This window comes from Ewingella sp. AOP8-B2-18, from assembly GCF_052376015.1.
GTDB classification, from domain to species: domain Bacteria; phylum Pseudomonadota; class Gammaproteobacteria; order Enterobacterales; family Enterobacteriaceae; genus Ewingella; species Ewingella allii.
The window spans coordinates 379313-396046 of the sequence record NZ_JBQSVB010000003.1 but is presented as its reverse complement, the minus strand read 5'-3'; the positions used below and the strand labels follow the sequence as shown (position 1 = coordinate 396046).

The following is a 16734-nucleotide window of genomic DNA, read 5'->3' as shown; positions in this document are numbered from 1 at the left end:
AGAACCAGTGCATGATCGCAATGCGCATTAGTCTGAAACCTCTTTGACGGCTTGTCTATGAGATTTAAGCAGCAGGTGGAAAAAGAGAGCGACCACAAAAAATAAAGCGCCGCAAAGGCGGCGCTTGGAGGAAGACAAGTTGTGGATTAGAACTCCATCAACTCGGTTTCTTTCTCGGCTAGTGCGACGTCAATTTTCTTGATGAACATATCCGTCATTTTCTGGATATCATCCTGAGAACGACGATCTTCATCTTCACTGATTTCTTTATCTTTCAGCAAAGCTTTGGTCTTATCGTTAGCGTCGCGGCGTACGTTACGCACGGAAACGCGGCCCTGCTCGGCTTCAGAACGCACAACTTTGATCAGGTCTTTACGACGCTCTTCTGTCAACGCTGGCAGTGGAACGCGGATAGTGGCGCCAGCAGAAGATGGGTTAAGACCCAAATCAGAGGTCATGATGGCCTTTTCAACAGCGGCGCTGATTGAACGGTCAAACACGGAGATAGCCAGAGTACGGGAATCTTCAACCGTTACCTGCGCTAACTGACGCAGTGGCGTGGCAGAACCGTAGTAGTCGACCATGATGCCGTCGAGGATACCCGGTGAAGCACGGCCAGTACGGATTTTGCTGATATGGTTTTTGAATGCTTCGACGCATTTTTCCATGCGGATTTCAGCATCTTTTTTAATGTCGTTAATCACGTTGCGAACCCTTAAGAACTGGTTACTTGGCAGACCATAGCATTAGTATAGTCCGTGAATACTCATGCCAGCCAAGGCTGGCAAACTTGCTTATGATTTCTTGCCAGCAGTGGCAGGGGGAAGATTATTCACCGCGAGAAATCAGCGTACCTTCGTTTTCACCCATCACTACGCGGCGCAGTGCGCCCGGCTTATTCATATTGAAGACGCGAATTGGCAAGTTGTGATCGCGAGCCAGCGTAAAGGCCGCCAAATCCATCACTTTCAGTTCTTGCTCAAGCACTTCTTGGTAAGTCAGTTGTTCGTACAGCGTGGCGTCTGGGTTTTTCACTGGATCAGCAGAGTAAACGCCATCAACTTTGGTCGCTTTTAACACCACGTCGGCTTCGATTTCGATACCGCGCAGGCATGCTGCTGAGTCAGTAGTGAAGAAAGGATTACCGGTACCCGCAGAGAAAATGACCACGCGGTTGTGACGCAGCAGGCTGATAGCCTCGGCCCAGCTGTAGTTGTCACACACGCCGTTAAGCGGAATAGCGGACATCAGGCGAGCGTTCACATAGGCACGGTGTAATGCATCCCGCATTGCCAGACCATTCATCACTGTAGCCAGCATACCCATGTGGTCGCCCACAACACGGTTCATACCGGCTTGTGCCAGGCCTGCACCACGGAACAGGTTCCCACCGCCAATGACCACACCGACCTGAATGCCGAGCTCAACCAGCTCTTTGACTTCCTGAGCCATGCGATCCAAAACGCTTGCATCGATACCAAAACCTTCGCTGCCCTGCAGGGCTTCGCCACTGAGTTTTAGCAGAATACGCTGATAAACGGGTTTCGCATTGGTAGCCATGGTGTCTGTCCTAAGAAGCAATGTGTCGTAATGGGAATCAATCTATACATCATAGCGTTGTTAAAAAGAGACAGCGCACAATGTTATTGGAATTTGGGGCTGGATAAAACGGAACCGCCAATCTTCAGCGGTTCCATTTTAGAGCATCAACTACGAATTAAGACTGTTTAGTCATTGCTGCAACTTCAGCAGCAAAGTCAGTCTCAACTTTAGCGATACCTTCACCAACTTCGAAACGGATGAAGTTGATAACGTCAGCTTTGTGCTCTTTCAGCACTTCGCCAACAGATTTGCTTGGGTCGATAACGAAAGGCTGACCAGTCAGAGAAACTTCGCCGGTGAATTTCTTCATGCGGCCTTCAACCATTTTCTCTGCGATTTCTTTCGGCTTGCCAGACTGCATCGCGATGTCGAGCTGAACTTGGTACTCTTTCTCTACCACTTCAGCAGACACGTCTTCTGGTTTAACGAATTCTGGCTTGCTTGCAGCGATGTGCATAGCAACTTGCTTAACCAGCTCTTCGTCAGCGCCTTTAGCAGCAACCAGAACACCGATGCGAGCACCGTGCAGGTAGCTACCCAGAACTTCGCCTTCCAGAGTAGAAACACGGCGAATATTGATGTTTTCACCGATTTTAGCAACCAGAGCGATACGCTCTTCTTCGAACTGAGCTTTCAGAACGTCAACGTCAGTGATTTTGCCAGCAACAGCGGCGTCCAGCACTTTGTCAGCAAACGCTTGGAAACCAGCATCTTTAGCAACGAAGTCAGTCTGGCAGTTAACTTCCAGAATCACACCGTAGTTGCCTTCGATCTTGGTTTTGATCACGCCGTCAGCAGCTACGTTGCCTGCTTTCTTAGCAGCTTTGATCGCGCCAGATTTACGCATGTTTTCGATTGCCAGCTCGATGTCGCCGTTAGCTTCAACCAGAGCTTTCTTACAATCCATCATGCCAGCGCCAGTACGTTCGCGCAGTTCTTTTACCAGGGCAGCGGTAATATCAGCCATTGTATTTTCCTCGATTATCTCGCTGCAAAAGGGACTTTTGCGGTGAGATATTTCTCGCATTTAAGATAAGCAAAGGGGGCCAATAAAGGCCCCCTAACCAACATATTCAATACCTGGTTAATAAGGGCTCTATACCCGTCATAGTTCGAATTGTTTGTGCGTTGGCTACGTTCGTTCACCCTAGTCACATAGTTATCTATGCTCCCAGGGATTCTCTCTCTTGCCGCCTTCCTACAACTCGAACTATTTAGGGTATATATGGGAGCCTGTCTTATTATTCAGCTTCTACGAAGCTTTCTTCTGCCTGAACAGCCAGATCTTGCGAACGGCCTTCACGGACAGTGGCAGCAACAGCGCTCAGGTACAGATTAACTGCACGGATTGCGTCATCGTTACCTGGGATAACAAAGTCAACGCCATCCGGATCGGAGTTGGTATCAACAATGGAGAATACCGGGATACCCAGGTTGTTAGCTTCTTTGATTGCAATGTGTTCGTGATCGGCGTCGATGACGAACAGAGCATCAGGAAGACCACCCATATCCTTGATACCACCCAGGCTATTTTCCAGCTTCGCAAGCTCACGAGTGCGCATCAGCGCTTCTTTCTTGGTCAGCTTTTCGAAAGTGCCGTCTTGAGACTGAATTTCCAGGTCTTTCAAACGTTTGATTGACTGACGAACGGTTTTCCAGTTAGTCAGCATGCCGCCCAACCAGCGATGGTTCACGAAGAACTGGTCGCAGTTGTGTGCAGCTTCTTTTACCGCTTCGCTTGCAGCGCGTTTAGTACCAACGAACAGGATCTTTCCTTTACGGGAGGAGATCTTCTGCAACTCAGCCAGAGCTTCGTTGAACATTGGAACAGTTTTCTCAAGGTTGATGATGTGAACCTTGTTACGAGCGCCGAAGATGAATGGCTTCATTTTCGGGTTCCAGTAACGGGTCTGGTGACCGAAGTGAACACCGGCCTTGAGCATGTCGCGCATGGAAACAGTTGCCATGATAAAACCTCTATAAGTAGATGCTGGGGTTATGCCTCCACGTATCCCATAACGCCGACCCTGCAGAACGAATTCCCAGAGCACCCCGGCGAATGTGTCGATACGTGTGTGTTATTACTTACGTTAATAAGTACACATATGAGTGAGTGTTCGGCTTTAATCACGCTCAAGCTCCGAAGGGCTGTCGCGGATTGCCGGCGCGCTTTATACCATAATTCACGACCTGACGGCAACTTTTGTTGGGAACTTTAGTTCGCGGAAAATGATAGTTTGGCAGGCAATATCAGGGCTGATACCATAAGTCTAAGCTAATTATTGACGACGTTTTAGCAGAATGAAAGGCGTCAACACAGGATACCCGCAGGATCACCCATGGCAATTTCAATCAAAACCCCTCAAGACATCGAAAAAATGCGCGTTGCTGGCCGTCTGGCTGCTGAAGTGCTGGAAATGATCGAACCTTACGTTAAGCCCGGCGTGAGCACTGGCGAATTAGACCGCATTTGTGCTGATCACATTAATAATAAGCAGCAGGCCGTTTCCGCCTGTCTGAATTATCACGGCTTCCCGAAATCTGTCTGCATCTCGATTAATGAAGTGGTTTGCCACGGAATTCCAAGCGAAGATAAGATTCTGAAAGACGGCGATATCGTGAATATCGACGTGACCGTTATTAAAGATGGCTTCCACGGTGACACCTCCAAGATGTTCATCGCCGGTAAACCGACCATTCTGGGCGAGCGCCTGTGCCGTATCACTCAGGAAAGCCTCTATCTGGCGCTGAAAATGGTTAAGCCGGGCATTCGCCTGCGCACGCTGGGTAAAGAGATCCAGAAATTCGTCGAAGCTGAAAACTTCTCCGTGGTTCGCGAGTACTGCGGCCACGGGATTGGTGAAGTCTTCCACGAAGAGCCGCAGGTACTTCACTATGATGCCGATGACGGCGGCGTGGTGCTGCAAGCCGGCATGGCATTCACTATCGAACCTATGGTTAATGCCGGTGATTACCGCATTCGCACCATGAAAGATGGCTGGACAGTAAAAACTAAAGATCGCAGCTTGTCGGCGCAATACGAGCATACTATTGTGGTCACCGAGAACGGTTGTGAAATTATGACGCTGCGTAAGGATGACACCATCCCGAATATCATTACGCACGACCAGCAGTGATCCCCTTCTGAAGAAGGCGGTTTAAATCTGGTGATCAAGCCGACGCAAGTCGGCTTTTTTGTCTCTTACTGTAAGAATGGGCTGCGCAAAAATGATTGAACATTCACCTGCTGAACAAGATCTTCCCACTCCGCCATCTTCGGAATCTCTTCCCGCGATCCCCCCGCAGCCCGCCTCCCCTATTACCTATCCTGACGATGATTTAACTCGCCAGAGCCTGAAGCAGCACATGGAGCAGTTCCAGCTGTGGCTGGCCGATGCCTTTAATGCCGGGCAGCGCGCGGAAGAGCTGGTCGACGCGCGATCCCTGTTCATCGACCATCTATTACAACGCCTGTGGACCTTTTACGGCTTCGACGATGTGCCGGAAACCGCCATGGTGGCCGTCGGCGGCTATGGGCGCGGTGAGCTGCACCCACTTTCCGACATTGACGTTTTAGTCCTCAGCCAGCGCCGCCTCAATGACGAGCAGGCGCAGCGCATCGGTGAGCTTATCACCCTGCTGTGGGACTTAAAGCTGGAAGTTGGCCACAGCGTTCGCACCCTCGAGGAGTGCCTGCTGGAAGGCTTGGCCGATCTCACCGTCGCCACTAACATGATTGAATCGCGGCTGATTTGCGGCGACGTCGCGCTGTTCCTCAGCATGCAAAAACACGTTTTCAGCGACGGTTTCTGGCCTTCGCCAACCTTCTTCCGCGCCAAGATTGACGAGCAGAACGAGCGCCACCAACGCTACCACGGTACCAGCTACAACCTCGAGCCGGACATCAAAAGTAGCCCCGGCGGCCTGCGTGATATCCACACCATTTTATGGGTAGCCCGCCGCCACTTTGGCGCCACCTCTCTGGACGAAATGGTGGCCTTCGGCTTCCTCACCAAAGCCGAGCGCAATGAGCTGATTGAATGCCAGAGCTTCCTGTGGCGCATTCGCTTTGCGCTGCATCTGGTGCTGCCGCGCTATGACAACCGTCTGCTGTTCGACCGCCAGCTAAATGTCGCCCAACTGCTGCAATATCAGGGGGAAGGCAACGAGCCGGTAGAGCGGATGATGAAGGATTTCTACCGCATGACCCGCCGGGTCGGCGAGCTTAACCAGATGCTGCTTCAGCTGTTTGACGAAGCTATTTTGGCTATCGGGCCGAATGAGAAACCACGCCCGCTGGACGAGCATTTCCAATTACGCGGCGACCTGATTGACCTGCGCGACGAGTCGCTGTTTACTCAGCGCCCGGAAACCATCATCAGCATGTTCTACCTGATGGTGCGCCACCGCGAAATTAAGGGGATTTACTCCACCACCGTTCGCCTCCTGCGCCACGCGCGTCGCCATCTGAAAACGCCGCTGTGCATGATCCCCGAAGCGCGCAGCATCTTTATGTCGATTCTGCGCCATCCGGGAGCCGTCTCCCGCGCGCTGGTGCCGATGCATCGCCACAGCGTGCTGTGGGCCTACATGCCGCAGTGGGGGCTGATTGTCGGCCAAATGCAGTTTGACCTGTTCCACGCCTACACCGTGGACGAACACACGATCCGCGTGCTGCAAAAGCTGGAAAGCTTCGCCGATGAGGCCACTCGCCCGCGCCACCCGCTGTGCGTCGAGCTTTACCCGCGCCTGCCGCAGCCGGAATTACTGCTGATGGCGGCGCTGTTCCATGACATCGCCAAGGGCCGTGGCGGCGACCACTCGATTCTGGGCGCGCAGGATGTCTTGGAGTTCGCCGAGCTACACGGGCTGAATTCGCGCGAAACCCAGCTGGTCGCCTGGTTGGTGCGCTGTCACCTGCTGATGTCGGTTACCGCGCAGCGCCGCGACATTCAAGATCCGGCTGAAATTCAGCAGTTTGCCGCCGAAGTGCAGAGCGAAAATCGCCTGCGCTATCTGGTAAACCTGACCGTGGCGGATATTTGCGCCACCAACGAAACCCTGTGGAACAGCTGGAAGCAGAGCCTGATACGCGAGCTCTATTTTGCTACCGAGAAGCAGCTGCGCCGTGGGATGCAGAACACGCCGGACCTGCGCGAACGGGTCCGTCACCACCGTCTTCAGGCTCTGGCCCTGCTGCGCATGGACAATATCGACGAAGAGGCGCTGCACCGCATCTGGAGCCGCTGCCGTGCTGACTACTTCCTGCGCCACTCGCCGAACCAGCTGGCCTGGCACGCCCGCCACCTGCTGGAGCATGACTCCACCAAGCCACTGGTGCTGGTCAGTCGGCAGGCGACGCGCGGCGGCACGGAGATTTTCATCTGGAGCCCGGACCGCCCTTACCTGTTTGCCACCGTGGCCGGGGAGCTGGATCGCCGCAACCTGAGCATCCACGACGCGCAGATTTTCACTAACCGCGACGGCATGGCGATGGACACCTTTATCGTGCTTGAGCCGGACGGCAGCCCGCTGGCGCTGGACCGCCACGAGGTGATCCGTCACGCCTTAGAGCAGTCCATGACGCAGGCTTATCAGCCGCCGCGTGCGCGCCGCCCTTCGCCAAAATTGCGCCACTTCAGCGTGCCGACCGAGGTCAGCTTCCTGCCGACTCACACCGACAGACGCAGCTACATGGAACTGGTCGCGCTCGATCAGCCCGGCCTGCTGGCGCGGGTGGGGGAAGTGTTCTCTGATTTGGGGCTGTCACTGCACGGCGCGCGCATCTCCACCATCGGCGAGCGCGTTGAGGATTTATTCATTCTGGCGAATGGCGAACGCCGCGCGCTGGACAAAAAAACCCGTCAGGAAATTCAGCGTCGTCTTACCGAGGCGCTCAACCCTAACGATAAAATGTGATACAAAGAATATTAACTTTTTAACACCACTATCAGGAAAGAGAACAGGATGCAGCAACTACAAACCCTAATTGAAGAAGCCTTCGAACGTCGCGCAGACATTACGCCGACAAACGTAGACAGCGTAACCCGTGATGCCGTGACTCAAGTGATCAATAAGATCGACAGCGGCGAACTGCGCGTTGCAGAAAAAATTGATGGTCAGTGGGTAACGCATCAGTGGCTAAAGAAGGCAGTGCTGCTCTCTTTCAGAATCAATGACAACGAAGTGATGGAAGGCGCGGAAAACCGCTTCTACGACAAAGTCCCAATGAAATTCGCCGAATACGACGAAGCGCGCTTCAAGCGTGAAGGCTTCCGCGTCGTGCCACCAGCCGCTGTGCGCAAAGGTGCATTTATCGCCCGTAACGTGGTGCTGATGCCTTCTTACGTCAACATCGGCGCGTTCGTTGATGAAGGCACCATGGTTGATACTTGGGCGACCGTAGGCTCTTGTGCGCAGATCGGTAAAAACGTTCACCTGTCTGGCGGCGTGGGCATCGGCGGCGTTCTCGAGCCACTGCAGGCAAACCCAACGATCATCGAAGATAACTGCTTCATCGGCGCGCGTTCAGAAATCGTGGAAGGTGTGATCGTTGAAGAAGGCTCAGTGATTTCCATGGGCGTTTACATCGGTCAAAGCACCAAGATTTATGACCGTGAAACCGGCGAAGTGCATTACGGCCGTGTGCCAGCAGGCTCAGTCGTGGTTTCCGGCAACCTGCCTTCTAAAGATGGCAAATACAGCCTGTACTGTGCGGTGATCGTTAAGAAAGTGGATGCCAAAACCTTGGGCAAAACCGGTCTTAATGAGTTATTGCGTTCCATCGACTAAACTCAATTTGGCGGGTGAATTTACCCGCTATTTTATTGATGTGATTCCCTTTTATGACGGCCGTTTTTATCATGGGAAACTGTGCCTTAAATCAATGATAATGGCCGTCGTTTCGCTCATTATGACAACTTCCTAGTAGAATCTAATAAAGGTGGCGCTATGTATGACAACCTGAAAAGCTTGGGTATTACGAATCCTGACGACATCGATCGTTACAGCCTGCGTCAGGAGGCCAATAACGACATTCTGAAGATCTACTTCCGCAAAGATAAAGGCGAGTTTTTTGCTAAAAGCGTGAAGTTTAAGTACCCACGCCAGCGTAAAACGATCGTGGCCGACAATGCGGGCCAAGGCTATAAAGAAATTCACGAAATCAGCCCGAATCTTCGCTATGTCATTGATGAGTTAGATCAAATCTGTCAGCGCGATCAGGTTGAAGTCGATCTGAAACGTAAAATTCTTGATGACCTGCGTCATTTGGAATCCGTGGTGGCAAACAAGATCACCGAGATCGAATCTGATCTGGAAAAACTGACCAGCGGCCGATAAGTTTCGACTCCCGCCGCGTTCGGTTGATATAAAAAAAGGTCAGGTGAATAACCTGACCTTTTTTATTGCCGCTGCGACATGAAAGCTTATTTAAGCAGCTGGCCCCATTTTTCAGCCCAAGGAACCGCCACGGTTTCCGGCTCGGCGGTTTCCATTGCGTCAATTTCCAGCAAATCGCCAAGACGCGATGCGCCCTGCTCTTGCAGCAAATCATCCATTTTATGGCCGCCGCCGCAGAAGTGGTCGTAGCTGCTGTCACCCAGTGCAATCACGCCATAGCGCAATTCTGGCTGATAACCGACGGTGTCGCGGATAGCCGCAAACAGCGGCGCAATGCTGTCTGGCAGGTCGCCCTGACCGGTGGTAGAGGTAATGACCAAGGCAAAATGGTGACGATAATATTGCCAGGCTTCCAATGTGCCTTCTTCGAACAGTTTCACCTGATGCCCCTGCTTCTTAAGAACAGTTTCAGCCTCTTCTGCTACCAGCAGCGCATTGCCGTAAACGGTGCCGACAAAAATACCAATCTCAGCCATGGTGTAATTCCCTCGTTAATCTAAAAGTCATTGAAAAATGGTTAGCTATCCTGACCGCAGTCGGCAGCAAACTCAACCCTTTCAAGTGCAGGGACACGCGCCAGCCAGCCGAAACGCTCCACCAAACTTTGCCAGCGATTATCCCACTTGGCGGTGATCTCCAGCATGTCGCCAGTCACCGGGTGAGGCAATTGCAGATGGCTGGCGTGCAGCATTAAGCCCGGACAGCCAAAGTGCTCCACCATGCCACGATTTTGCTTCAAGTCGCCGTGGGCGCTGTCGCCCAAAATCGGATGGCGGAGGTGGGTCATATGGCGACGCAGCTGGTGCTTGCGGCCGGTCTCCGGTTTAAGCTCAACCAAGCTGTAGCGCGCCGTGTCGTAACGCCCAACCGGCACGGGCATCTCCACCTGAGCCAGCACGCGATAGTGCGTCACGGCAGGCTGAGGGGCTTTGTCAGGGTTGGCGAACTTATCGGCAATCTTGTCCAGCTCTTCGGTCAAAGGATAATCCAGCGTGGCGTCTTCAGCCACGTAGCCGCGCACCACCGCGTGGTAAGTCTTATTCATTTGGCGCGTTTCGAGCTGCTGCGACAGCAGTCGGGCGACCTCGCTGGAGAGTGCGAACAGCAGCACGCCCGAGGTCGGCTTATCCAGTCGATGCACGGTAAACACATGCTGACCAATTTGATCGCGCAACGTTTGCATCGCAAAAACGGTTTCATGTTTGTCCAGCCAACTACGATGAACCAACATGCCAGCGGGCTTGTTCACCGCCACCAGATGCTCGTCCCGGTACAAAATTTCCAGCATGTCAGTCTTCTATATTCAGCAAATCGTCTAAACGTTGCAGTTCGGCCAGCAAGCGGGAAGCATCAGGCAGGGCAACTTCAAAATAAGGCGTAATGGCAAAACGCGTCGGCAAATCAGCTTCTGCGGCCAATAACGCAAACATTCTTGGCACCAGCACCCATTGCAGCCACTGCTCGGCATTCATGGTGTCAACGGAGAAAGGTTCAACGCTTTCAAAGGCTTCCGCCTCGGGTGGCACTTCGCTCCACAGGTCGAGCTGACGCATAGCCTGTTCAATATCATGTAAAATTTGGCGAACCTGATTTTCTGTACTTTCTGAACTCATCGCACTCTCTCTGCATTCATTATTCGTGGGCGTCAAAGGCTCTCACAAAGTGGCAAAGCATAGCATTGAAGCCGTAAGGCCCCAACTGCCAGCTATGCCCCTTCTAAGCTTATCGCTAATTCTTATCTATAGGTTTTTCATACTGGTACTTAGCGTGGTCTGCGGGCAAAATAATCCAACTTTACATAACTTGACGCTGACTATGCCTGCCCAACACTCTAAAAAAGCCCACGCCACCCCGGCTAAAGCGATGATTGCCTCCGTCACTGGCTACGCCATGGATGGTTTCGACCTATTAATTCTCGGATTCATGCTGCCCGCCATCGCCACAGAGCTGGGCCTGACCTCATCTCAAAGCGGTTCACTGGTCACCTGGACGCTAATAGGTGCCGTGCTCGGCGGCGTGATCTTCGGGCCAATCAGCGATCGCTTTGGCCGCATTCGCGTTCTGACCTTCACAATTTTGATGTTTTCCCTGTTTACCGGCCTGTGCGCTATCGCTCAGGGGTACTGGGATTTGCTGGCCTACCGCACCTTGGCGGGCGTTGGTCTGGGCGGAGAGTTTGGCATTGGCATGGCGTTAATCGCCGAGGCGTGGCCCGCAGAGAAGCGCAACCGTGCTTCGGCTTACGTCGGCATGGGCTGGCAGCTTGGCGTCTTGCTTGCGGCATTCCTGACGCCGCTGCTGCTAGGTGTCATCGGCTGGCGCGGCATGTTCCTGGTTGGCTTACTGCCTGCCCTCGCCTCCTTCCTGATTCGCCGCACCATGGGTGAGCCAGAGGAGTTCGTCAAACACGCCAGCAGCGCGCCGACGGAATCGCTGTTCAGCCGGATCAAATTGCTGTTCAAAGATCTGCCTACCACCAAAGCCAGCATCGGCATTCTGATCCTCTGCTCGGTGCAGAATTTTGGCTATTACGGGCTGATGATCTGGATGCCAAGCTACCTGTCGAAGAACTTCGGCTTCTCGCTGACCAAATCGGGCCTGTGGACCGCCGTGACGGTGATTGGCATGACGTTCGGCATTTGGCTGTTCGGCGTGCTGGCGGATCGTTTCCCGCGCTGGAAAATCTTCCTGATTTACCAAATCGGCGCGGTGCTGATGGTAGTGTGCTACGCCCAGCTCACCGATCCTACGGCGATGCTGTTCGCCGGTGCCGTGATGGGGATGTTCGTCAATGGCATGATTGGGGGATATGGCGGTTTGATATCAGACACTTATCCGGTAAATGTTCGCGCTACGGCACAAAATATCTTGTTTAACGTCGGGCGGGGCGTGGGCGGTTTCGGGCCACTGGTGATAGGCATGCTGGTGTCGCAAGTCTCCTTCACCGCCGCCATCAGCTTGCTGGCAGCCATCTACCTGTTGGATATCTATGCGACTTTATTCTTGCTGCCAAAACGCCAAGGTAAAGAAGATGCGCTGGGCGCTATTGGGTAAGTTATTGGCAAATAGGCACTGAGAAGGCAACTGCCTGAGCCGCTGAACAGGGCTTGGGCAGAGAAATGCGCGGTTAAAACGAGAAGATGTTGAAAGCAGAAGATAGAGACAAAAAGTTGGGGGCACTGTTTGCACAGTGCCCCCGGTTCGTTTTATAGCAATCCAGCTACCTAAGTGCTCCCTGCTCAATCCCTGAAAACTTTTCCTTTGGTTATCCTAACCAGCCATCCTTTGCATCGTCCAACTTTCATCCTGACGAGTCTTCCTAATATCTTCCTGATATTGATCCTTTAGTCTTCCTGACCCACTCGTTATCCTTTCCGAGCTCTCAATCTCCGTCCTGGAGGTGTCCCTTGTTTCGTCCTGAAACATCCTAGCATGCTCCGATGCTGTCCTGACTCTTCCTGAGCCTATCCCCTACTTTATGAAACAGCCATCATCCTAATGTTCTGTCTCATGTCATCCTTCGACACAGTTAGAATCGTCTATTTTGTGACGCCGAACAAGGTAGCTTGTGAGACAAATGATAGCTAAGTAACTATCACTCATGGGCAACCACAACCTAACTAATTGTTATTTAAAGGTTGTGCTAATGGACTGGAGAAATAGCGCGAACGATTAAACGACATATCTTACAGGCCGTGTGAGAGATCTCTCACACGCTTGTGAGCCAATTGGCTTGAATCAACTGTCTGACTTAATCCGGAAAAGCAGGAGAAAGCCCTGCTAAAAACTCTGACAACGTAGGTGCCAGCAGAGTTCGCTTCTTGCTACCAAACTGTTCCAGCACCACCTCGCCGCTAACATTGCACAGCGAAACCATGCTCATTTCGGAGTCAGTGGTAGCCAAGAAAATGGTCGGTGTGAGTTTTAGCCGCTTCTGGGTCACCAGATGGCCAATCAGGTTTTCTTGCAGACGAGTGAAGTCTTCCGGGCTCCAAACCTGCAGCAGAGTCAGGCGCTGGTCCTGCCATTTAGCCGACATATCCCCGGCGAACTGGGTGGTATAAAACGCGTGAGCTTCGGGGCGCAGCTGTAATTCCAGCGCGCGCTCGACGTTAGCTAAGGTCTCTTCAGGGCTGAAAACCTGGGTCAGCCAGTAGACGGCGGTGTCGCTGCTTTTCACTACGCAGGGGGAGTCAACGCCCAGCAGATCCTCGCTCGACGGCGGGAAACCTGTCTCTTGCTGCCAAAAATCCACATAACGCTGGGTAAACTCACGTAATGCTACAGAAACATCTGAAGCCATAAATTCTCTCATCTTCATACCGGGCTAAGTTAAACTAGCGTGAAAGGTTTTCTCATATTCTATTGTAACCAGAACTTAGACTAAGGTGACAGCATGTCCTTATATCAGGATAATCCCGCCCTCTCGCAGCTGACATTGGGCAAATCAACGCCTTATCGCGACCAGTATGACGCGTCGCTGCTGCAAGCCGTTCCGCGCAGCATGAACCGCGAGCCTTTGGGGCTGTTCCCCGACAATTTGCCGTTTCACGGCTCGGATATCTGGACACTCTACGAATTGTCCTGGCTCAACGACAAAGGCTTGCCGCAGGTGGCGGTAGGTGAGATTAGCCTGAATGCCAACAGCATTAATCTGATCGAATCCAAAAGCTTTAAGCTGTACCTGAACAGCTTCAACCAGACCAAATTCGCCAGCTGGGACGTGGTGTTAGAGACATTAACTCGTGATCTCAGCGCCTGCGCCGAAGGAGACGTCAGCGTCACCCTCACTCGCCTTGAAGACGTGGAAGGCAGTCCGGTTGGCCGTTTTGCCGGTGAGTGCATCGACAATCAAGACATCACCATCAACAGCTACGAATTCAGCACCGATTATCTGGCACAAGCCGCCGGTGATGAGATGGTCGAAGAGTCGCTGGTCAGCCACTTGCTGAAATCCAACTGCCTGATCACCCATCAGCCCGACTGGGGCTCGGTGCAAATTCAGTATCGCGGGCCGAAAATCAATCGCGAAGCCTTGCTGCGCTATCTGGTTTCTTTCCGCAATCACAATGAATTTCATGAGCAGTGTGTTGAACGCATCTTCAACGACATCATGCATTTCTGCACGCCTGAAACATTAGCGGTTTATGCTCGTTACACGCGTCGCGGCGGTTTAGACATTAACCCGTGGCGATCCAACTTCCCGTTCACTCCTGCAACGGCTCGCCTTGTCAGACAATAATGCGAGATGCCGCTCAAGAACTAACCTAACAGTCAGCTTGAGTTGGTAAAAGCCGGAGGACGAGGTTACTGTTAATTCTGAAGGCGTTACGCGGCGTATCTCATCGCCACGGCGCCTTCGGAATCAGCTAAATATTCCTGCCATCAGGATCCGGCACGCCGCAAAAAGCGAGATCCCAAAAATCATGTGCAGCCTTTCTGCCGGCAGAAGTGAATACCGCCCATCGGGCGTAAAGGAGCAACTTTGATCACACATATCAGCCCGTTGGGCTCAATGGATTTGTTGTCGCAGTTGGAAGTCGACATGCTCAAACGCACTGCGAGCAGCGACCTGTACCGCCTGTTCCGCAATTGCTCACTCGCCGTGCTCAACAGCGGCAGCCAGACTGACAGCAGTAAAGAGCTGCTCGATCGCTACGAAAGCTTCGATATCAACGTGTTACGGCGCGAGCGCGGCGTGAAGCTGGAGCTGGTAAATCCGCCAGAAGATGCCTTTGTCGATGGCCGAATTATTCGTTCTCTGCAAGCCAACCTGTTCGCCGTGCTGCGCGATATCCTGTTTGTAAACGCGCAGATCGCCAACAATAATCGTTTCGAAAACTTCGACAAAGAGAACTCCGTCCACCTGACCAACATGGTGTTTTCTATCCTGCGTAACGCCCGGGCGCTGCATCTGGATGAAGACCCTAACATGGTGGTTTGCTGGGGCGGTCACTCTATTAATGAAGTGGAATACCAGTATGCGCGCAACGTCGGCAGCCAATTAGGCCTGCGCGAACTGAATATCTGCACCGGCTGTGGGCCGGGCGCGATGGAAGCCCCAATGAAAGGCGCGGCGGTAGGCCACGCGCAGCAGCGTTATAAACTCGGCCGCTTTATCGGCATGACCGAGCCATCAATCATCGCGGCAGAGCCACCTAACCCGTTGGTTAATGAACTGATTATCATGCCAGATATCGAAAAACGCCTTGAGGCGTTCGTGCGTATAGCGCATGGCATCATCATCTTCCCTGGCGGCGTGGGCACGGCCGAAGAGTTGCTGTATCTGCTGGGTATTCTGATGAATCCGGAAAACAGCGACCAAGTGCTGCCACTGATTCTGACCGGGCCGAAAGAGAGCGCCGACTACTTCAACGTGCTGGACGCCTTCATCAAAGACACGCTGGGTGAAGAAGCCCGCAAACACTACACCATCATCATTGATGATCCGGTGGAAGTGGCGCGCCAAATGAAGCGCGCGATGCCATTGGTGAAAGAGAATCGTCGCAACAGTGGCGATGCTTACAGTTTCAACTGGTCGATTCGTATCGCGCCGGACCTGCAAATGCCGTTTGAGCCGAACCACGAAAACATGGCCGCGCTGAATCTCTACCCGGACCAGCCACCCGAAGAGCTGGCCGCCGCGCTGCGCCGAGCCTTCTCGGGGATTGTGGCAGGTAACGTGAAAGAGTTCGGCATCCGTGAAATCGAGAAACATGGTCGTTTCAAGCTGCACGGCGACCCGGCATTAATGAAGAAAATGGACAGCCTGCTGCAAGGTTTCGTCGCCCAGCACCGTATGAAGCTGCCGGGCAGCGCCTATATTCCTTGCTATGAAATCTGCGCCTGACGCTAAGTGACGCGCAGATTTAAGGGAAACGTAGGGCGGCGCGAGTCGCCCTACTTATTGATGGAATCAATCTGACTATGGCTATACATCTGCTAATTATTGACGCGCTGAATCTCATTCGACGCATCCATGCCGTTCAAGGCTCCCCTTGCTTACTGACCTGCCAAAACGCCGTGGGTCAGCTAATTCAACACGTGCAGCCCACCCACGCCGTGGCCGTGTTTGATGAAGACGATCGCAACGACAGCTGGCGTCACCAGTGCCTTCCCGATTACAAGGCGGGCCGCTCCCCCATGCCGGAGAACCTGTTTGCCGAGATGCCGAGCCTGAAAGAAGGCTTTGCCGCGCGCGGCGTGGCCTGCTGGCACTCCGCGGGGAATGAAGCCGATGATTTGGCCGCCACGCTAACCGCCAAGGTGGCGGGGAGTGGGCATCAGGTGACCATCGTGTCGACCGACAAAGGCTACTGCCAGCTGCTGGCGCCTAATGTGCAAATCCGCGATTACTTCCAAAAGCGCTGGCTTGATATGCCTTTCGTGCAAGAGACGTTTGGCGTATTGCCGCAACAGCTCACCGACTATTGGGGGCTGGCGGGCATTAGCAGCAGTAAGATCCCCGGCGTTCCCGGTATCGGCCCCAAGGCAGCGGTCACGCTGCTATCGCAGGCCGGAAGCTTAGACGCGCTGTATGACAATCTCGAGGCTGTACCAGAGAAGTGGCGGACCAAACTGCTCGAGCATCGCGATTTAGCCTATGCCTGTAAGCGCGTCTCCACGCTGCAAACTGATTTAGCTCTCAGCGGCAACCTGCAACAGCTGCGTTTGCCTGGCTGATGCCGCGCCAATAAAAAACGCCGGGCTGCACCAGCACCGGCGTTTTGC

Annotated in this window: 16 protein-coding genes; 8 read left to right on the top strand and 8 right to left on the bottom strand. The window is 53.2% G+C overall.

The window, feature by feature from the left end; all coding sequences use genetic code 11:
• Positions 1 to 146 precede the first annotated feature (146 nt).
• From frr to rpsB, 4 genes are all read right to left on the bottom strand, one after another.
• The gene (gene frr, locus ACT3RR_RS09670; RefSeq protein ID WP_353503242.1) at positions 147 to 704 is read right to left on the bottom strand and encodes a ribosome recycling factor; all 558 of its coding nucleotides are present in this window, start codon (positions 702 to 704) and stop codon (positions 147 to 149) included.
• 124 nt (positions 705 to 828) lie between these two features.
• Positions 829 to 1560 carry a UMP kinase gene (gene pyrH, locus ACT3RR_RS09665; protein ID WP_034792800.1) on the bottom strand — a complete coding sequence of 244 codons (732 nt, stop codon included), beginning with the start codon at positions 1558 to 1560 and terminating at the stop codon, positions 829 to 831.
• A 157-nt stretch (positions 1561 to 1717) separates the two neighbouring features.
• The gene (gene tsf, locus ACT3RR_RS09660) at positions 1718 to 2569 is read right to left on the bottom strand and encodes a translation elongation factor Ts (protein ID WP_353503243.1); all 852 of its coding nucleotides are present in this window, start codon (positions 2567 to 2569) and stop codon (positions 1718 to 1720) included.
• 274 nt (positions 2570 to 2843) lie between these two features.
• Entirely contained in the window at positions 2844 to 3569 is a 726-nt protein-coding gene (rpsB, locus tag ACT3RR_RS09655; protein ID WP_013574193.1) for a 30S ribosomal protein S2, read from the bottom strand.
• 372 nt (positions 3570 to 3941) lie between these two features.
• Here rpsB and map point away from each other — a divergent pair, with 372 nt between their 5' ends.
• From map to ACT3RR_RS09635, 4 genes are all read left to right on the top strand, one after another.
• On the top strand, positions 3942 to 4739 hold the full coding sequence (gene map / locus ACT3RR_RS09650; protein WP_034792806.1) for a type I methionyl aminopeptidase: 798 nt from the start codon (positions 3942 to 3944) through the stop codon (positions 4737 to 4739).
• A gap of 91 nt (positions 4740 to 4830) precedes the next feature.
• On the top strand, positions 4831 to 7521 hold the full coding sequence (glnD, locus tag ACT3RR_RS09645; RefSeq protein ID WP_353503244.1) for a bifunctional uridylyltransferase/uridylyl-removing protein GlnD: 2691 nt from the start codon (positions 4831 to 4833) through the stop codon (positions 7519 to 7521).
• 48 nt (positions 7522 to 7569) lie between these two features.
• Complete coding sequence (gene dapD, locus ACT3RR_RS09640) at positions 7570 to 8394, top strand: 2,3,4,5-tetrahydropyridine-2,6-dicarboxylate N-succinyltransferase (RefSeq protein WP_034792809.1); 825 nt, start codon at positions 7570 to 7572, stop codon at positions 8392 to 8394.
• 159 nt (positions 8395 to 8553) lie between these two features.
• Positions 8554 to 8943 (top strand): DUF3461 family protein, encoded by a 390-nt coding sequence (locus ACT3RR_RS09635; protein ID WP_034792811.1) that lies wholly within the window; start codon positions 8554 to 8556, stop codon positions 8941 to 8943.
• A gap of 86 nt (positions 8944 to 9029) precedes the next feature.
• Here the strand turns inward: ACT3RR_RS09635 and ACT3RR_RS09630 are convergent, their stop codons facing one another.
• The 3 genes from ACT3RR_RS09630 to ACT3RR_RS09620 are packed head-to-tail and all read right to left on the bottom strand — an operon-like array spanning position 9030 to position 10616.
• Positions 9030 to 9479, bottom strand: a complete 450-nt coding sequence (locus tag ACT3RR_RS09630; RefSeq protein WP_396131478.1) for a flavodoxin — start codon at positions 9477 to 9479, stop codon at positions 9030 to 9032.
• A gap of 41 nt (positions 9480 to 9520) precedes the next feature.
• Complete coding sequence (gene truC, locus ACT3RR_RS09625) at positions 9521 to 10291, bottom strand: tRNA pseudouridine(65) synthase TruC (protein WP_496200190.1); 771 nt, start codon at positions 10289 to 10291, stop codon at positions 9521 to 9523.
• A gap of 1 nt (position 10292) precedes the next feature.
• Positions 10293 to 10616 carry a YqcC family protein gene (locus ACT3RR_RS09620; RefSeq protein ID WP_034792816.1) on the bottom strand — a complete coding sequence of 108 codons (324 nt, stop codon included), beginning with the start codon at positions 10614 to 10616 and terminating at the stop codon, positions 10293 to 10295.
• A 202-nt stretch (positions 10617 to 10818) separates the two neighbouring features.
• Here ACT3RR_RS09620 and ACT3RR_RS09615 point away from each other — a divergent pair, with 202 nt between their 5' ends.
• Positions 10819 to 12057 (top strand): MFS transporter, encoded by a 1239-nt coding sequence (locus ACT3RR_RS09615; RefSeq protein WP_496200189.1) that lies wholly within the window; start codon positions 10819 to 10821, stop codon positions 12055 to 12057.
• Positions 12058 to 12754: 697 nt separating this feature from the next.
• Here the strand turns inward: ACT3RR_RS09615 and syd are convergent.
• Positions 12755 to 13306, bottom strand: coding sequence for a SecY-interacting protein (syd, locus tag ACT3RR_RS09610; protein WP_034792819.1), 552 nt, complete (start codon positions 13304 to 13306; stop codon positions 12755 to 12757).
• A gap of 93 nt (positions 13307 to 13399) precedes the next feature.
• Here syd and queF point away from each other — a divergent pair, with 93 nt between their 5' ends.
• From queF to xni, 3 genes are all read left to right on the top strand, one after another.
• Positions 13400 to 14245, top strand: coding sequence for an NADPH-dependent 7-cyano-7-deazaguanine reductase QueF (queF, locus tag ACT3RR_RS09605; protein WP_496200188.1), 846 nt, complete (start codon positions 13400 to 13402; stop codon positions 14243 to 14245).
• Positions 14246 to 14488: 243 nt separating this feature from the next.
• On the top strand, positions 14489 to 15853 hold the full coding sequence (ppnN, locus tag ACT3RR_RS09600) for a nucleotide 5'-monophosphate nucleosidase PpnN (protein WP_353503251.1): 1365 nt from the start codon (positions 14489 to 14491) through the stop codon (positions 15851 to 15853).
• A 77-nt stretch (positions 15854 to 15930) separates the two neighbouring features.
• Positions 15931 to 16686: a flap endonuclease Xni gene (gene xni / locus ACT3RR_RS09595; RefSeq protein ID WP_353503252.1), complete on the top strand. Its 756-nt coding sequence runs from the start codon at positions 15931 to 15933 to the stop codon at positions 16684 to 16686.
• Positions 16687 to 16734: the final 48 nt, after the last annotated feature.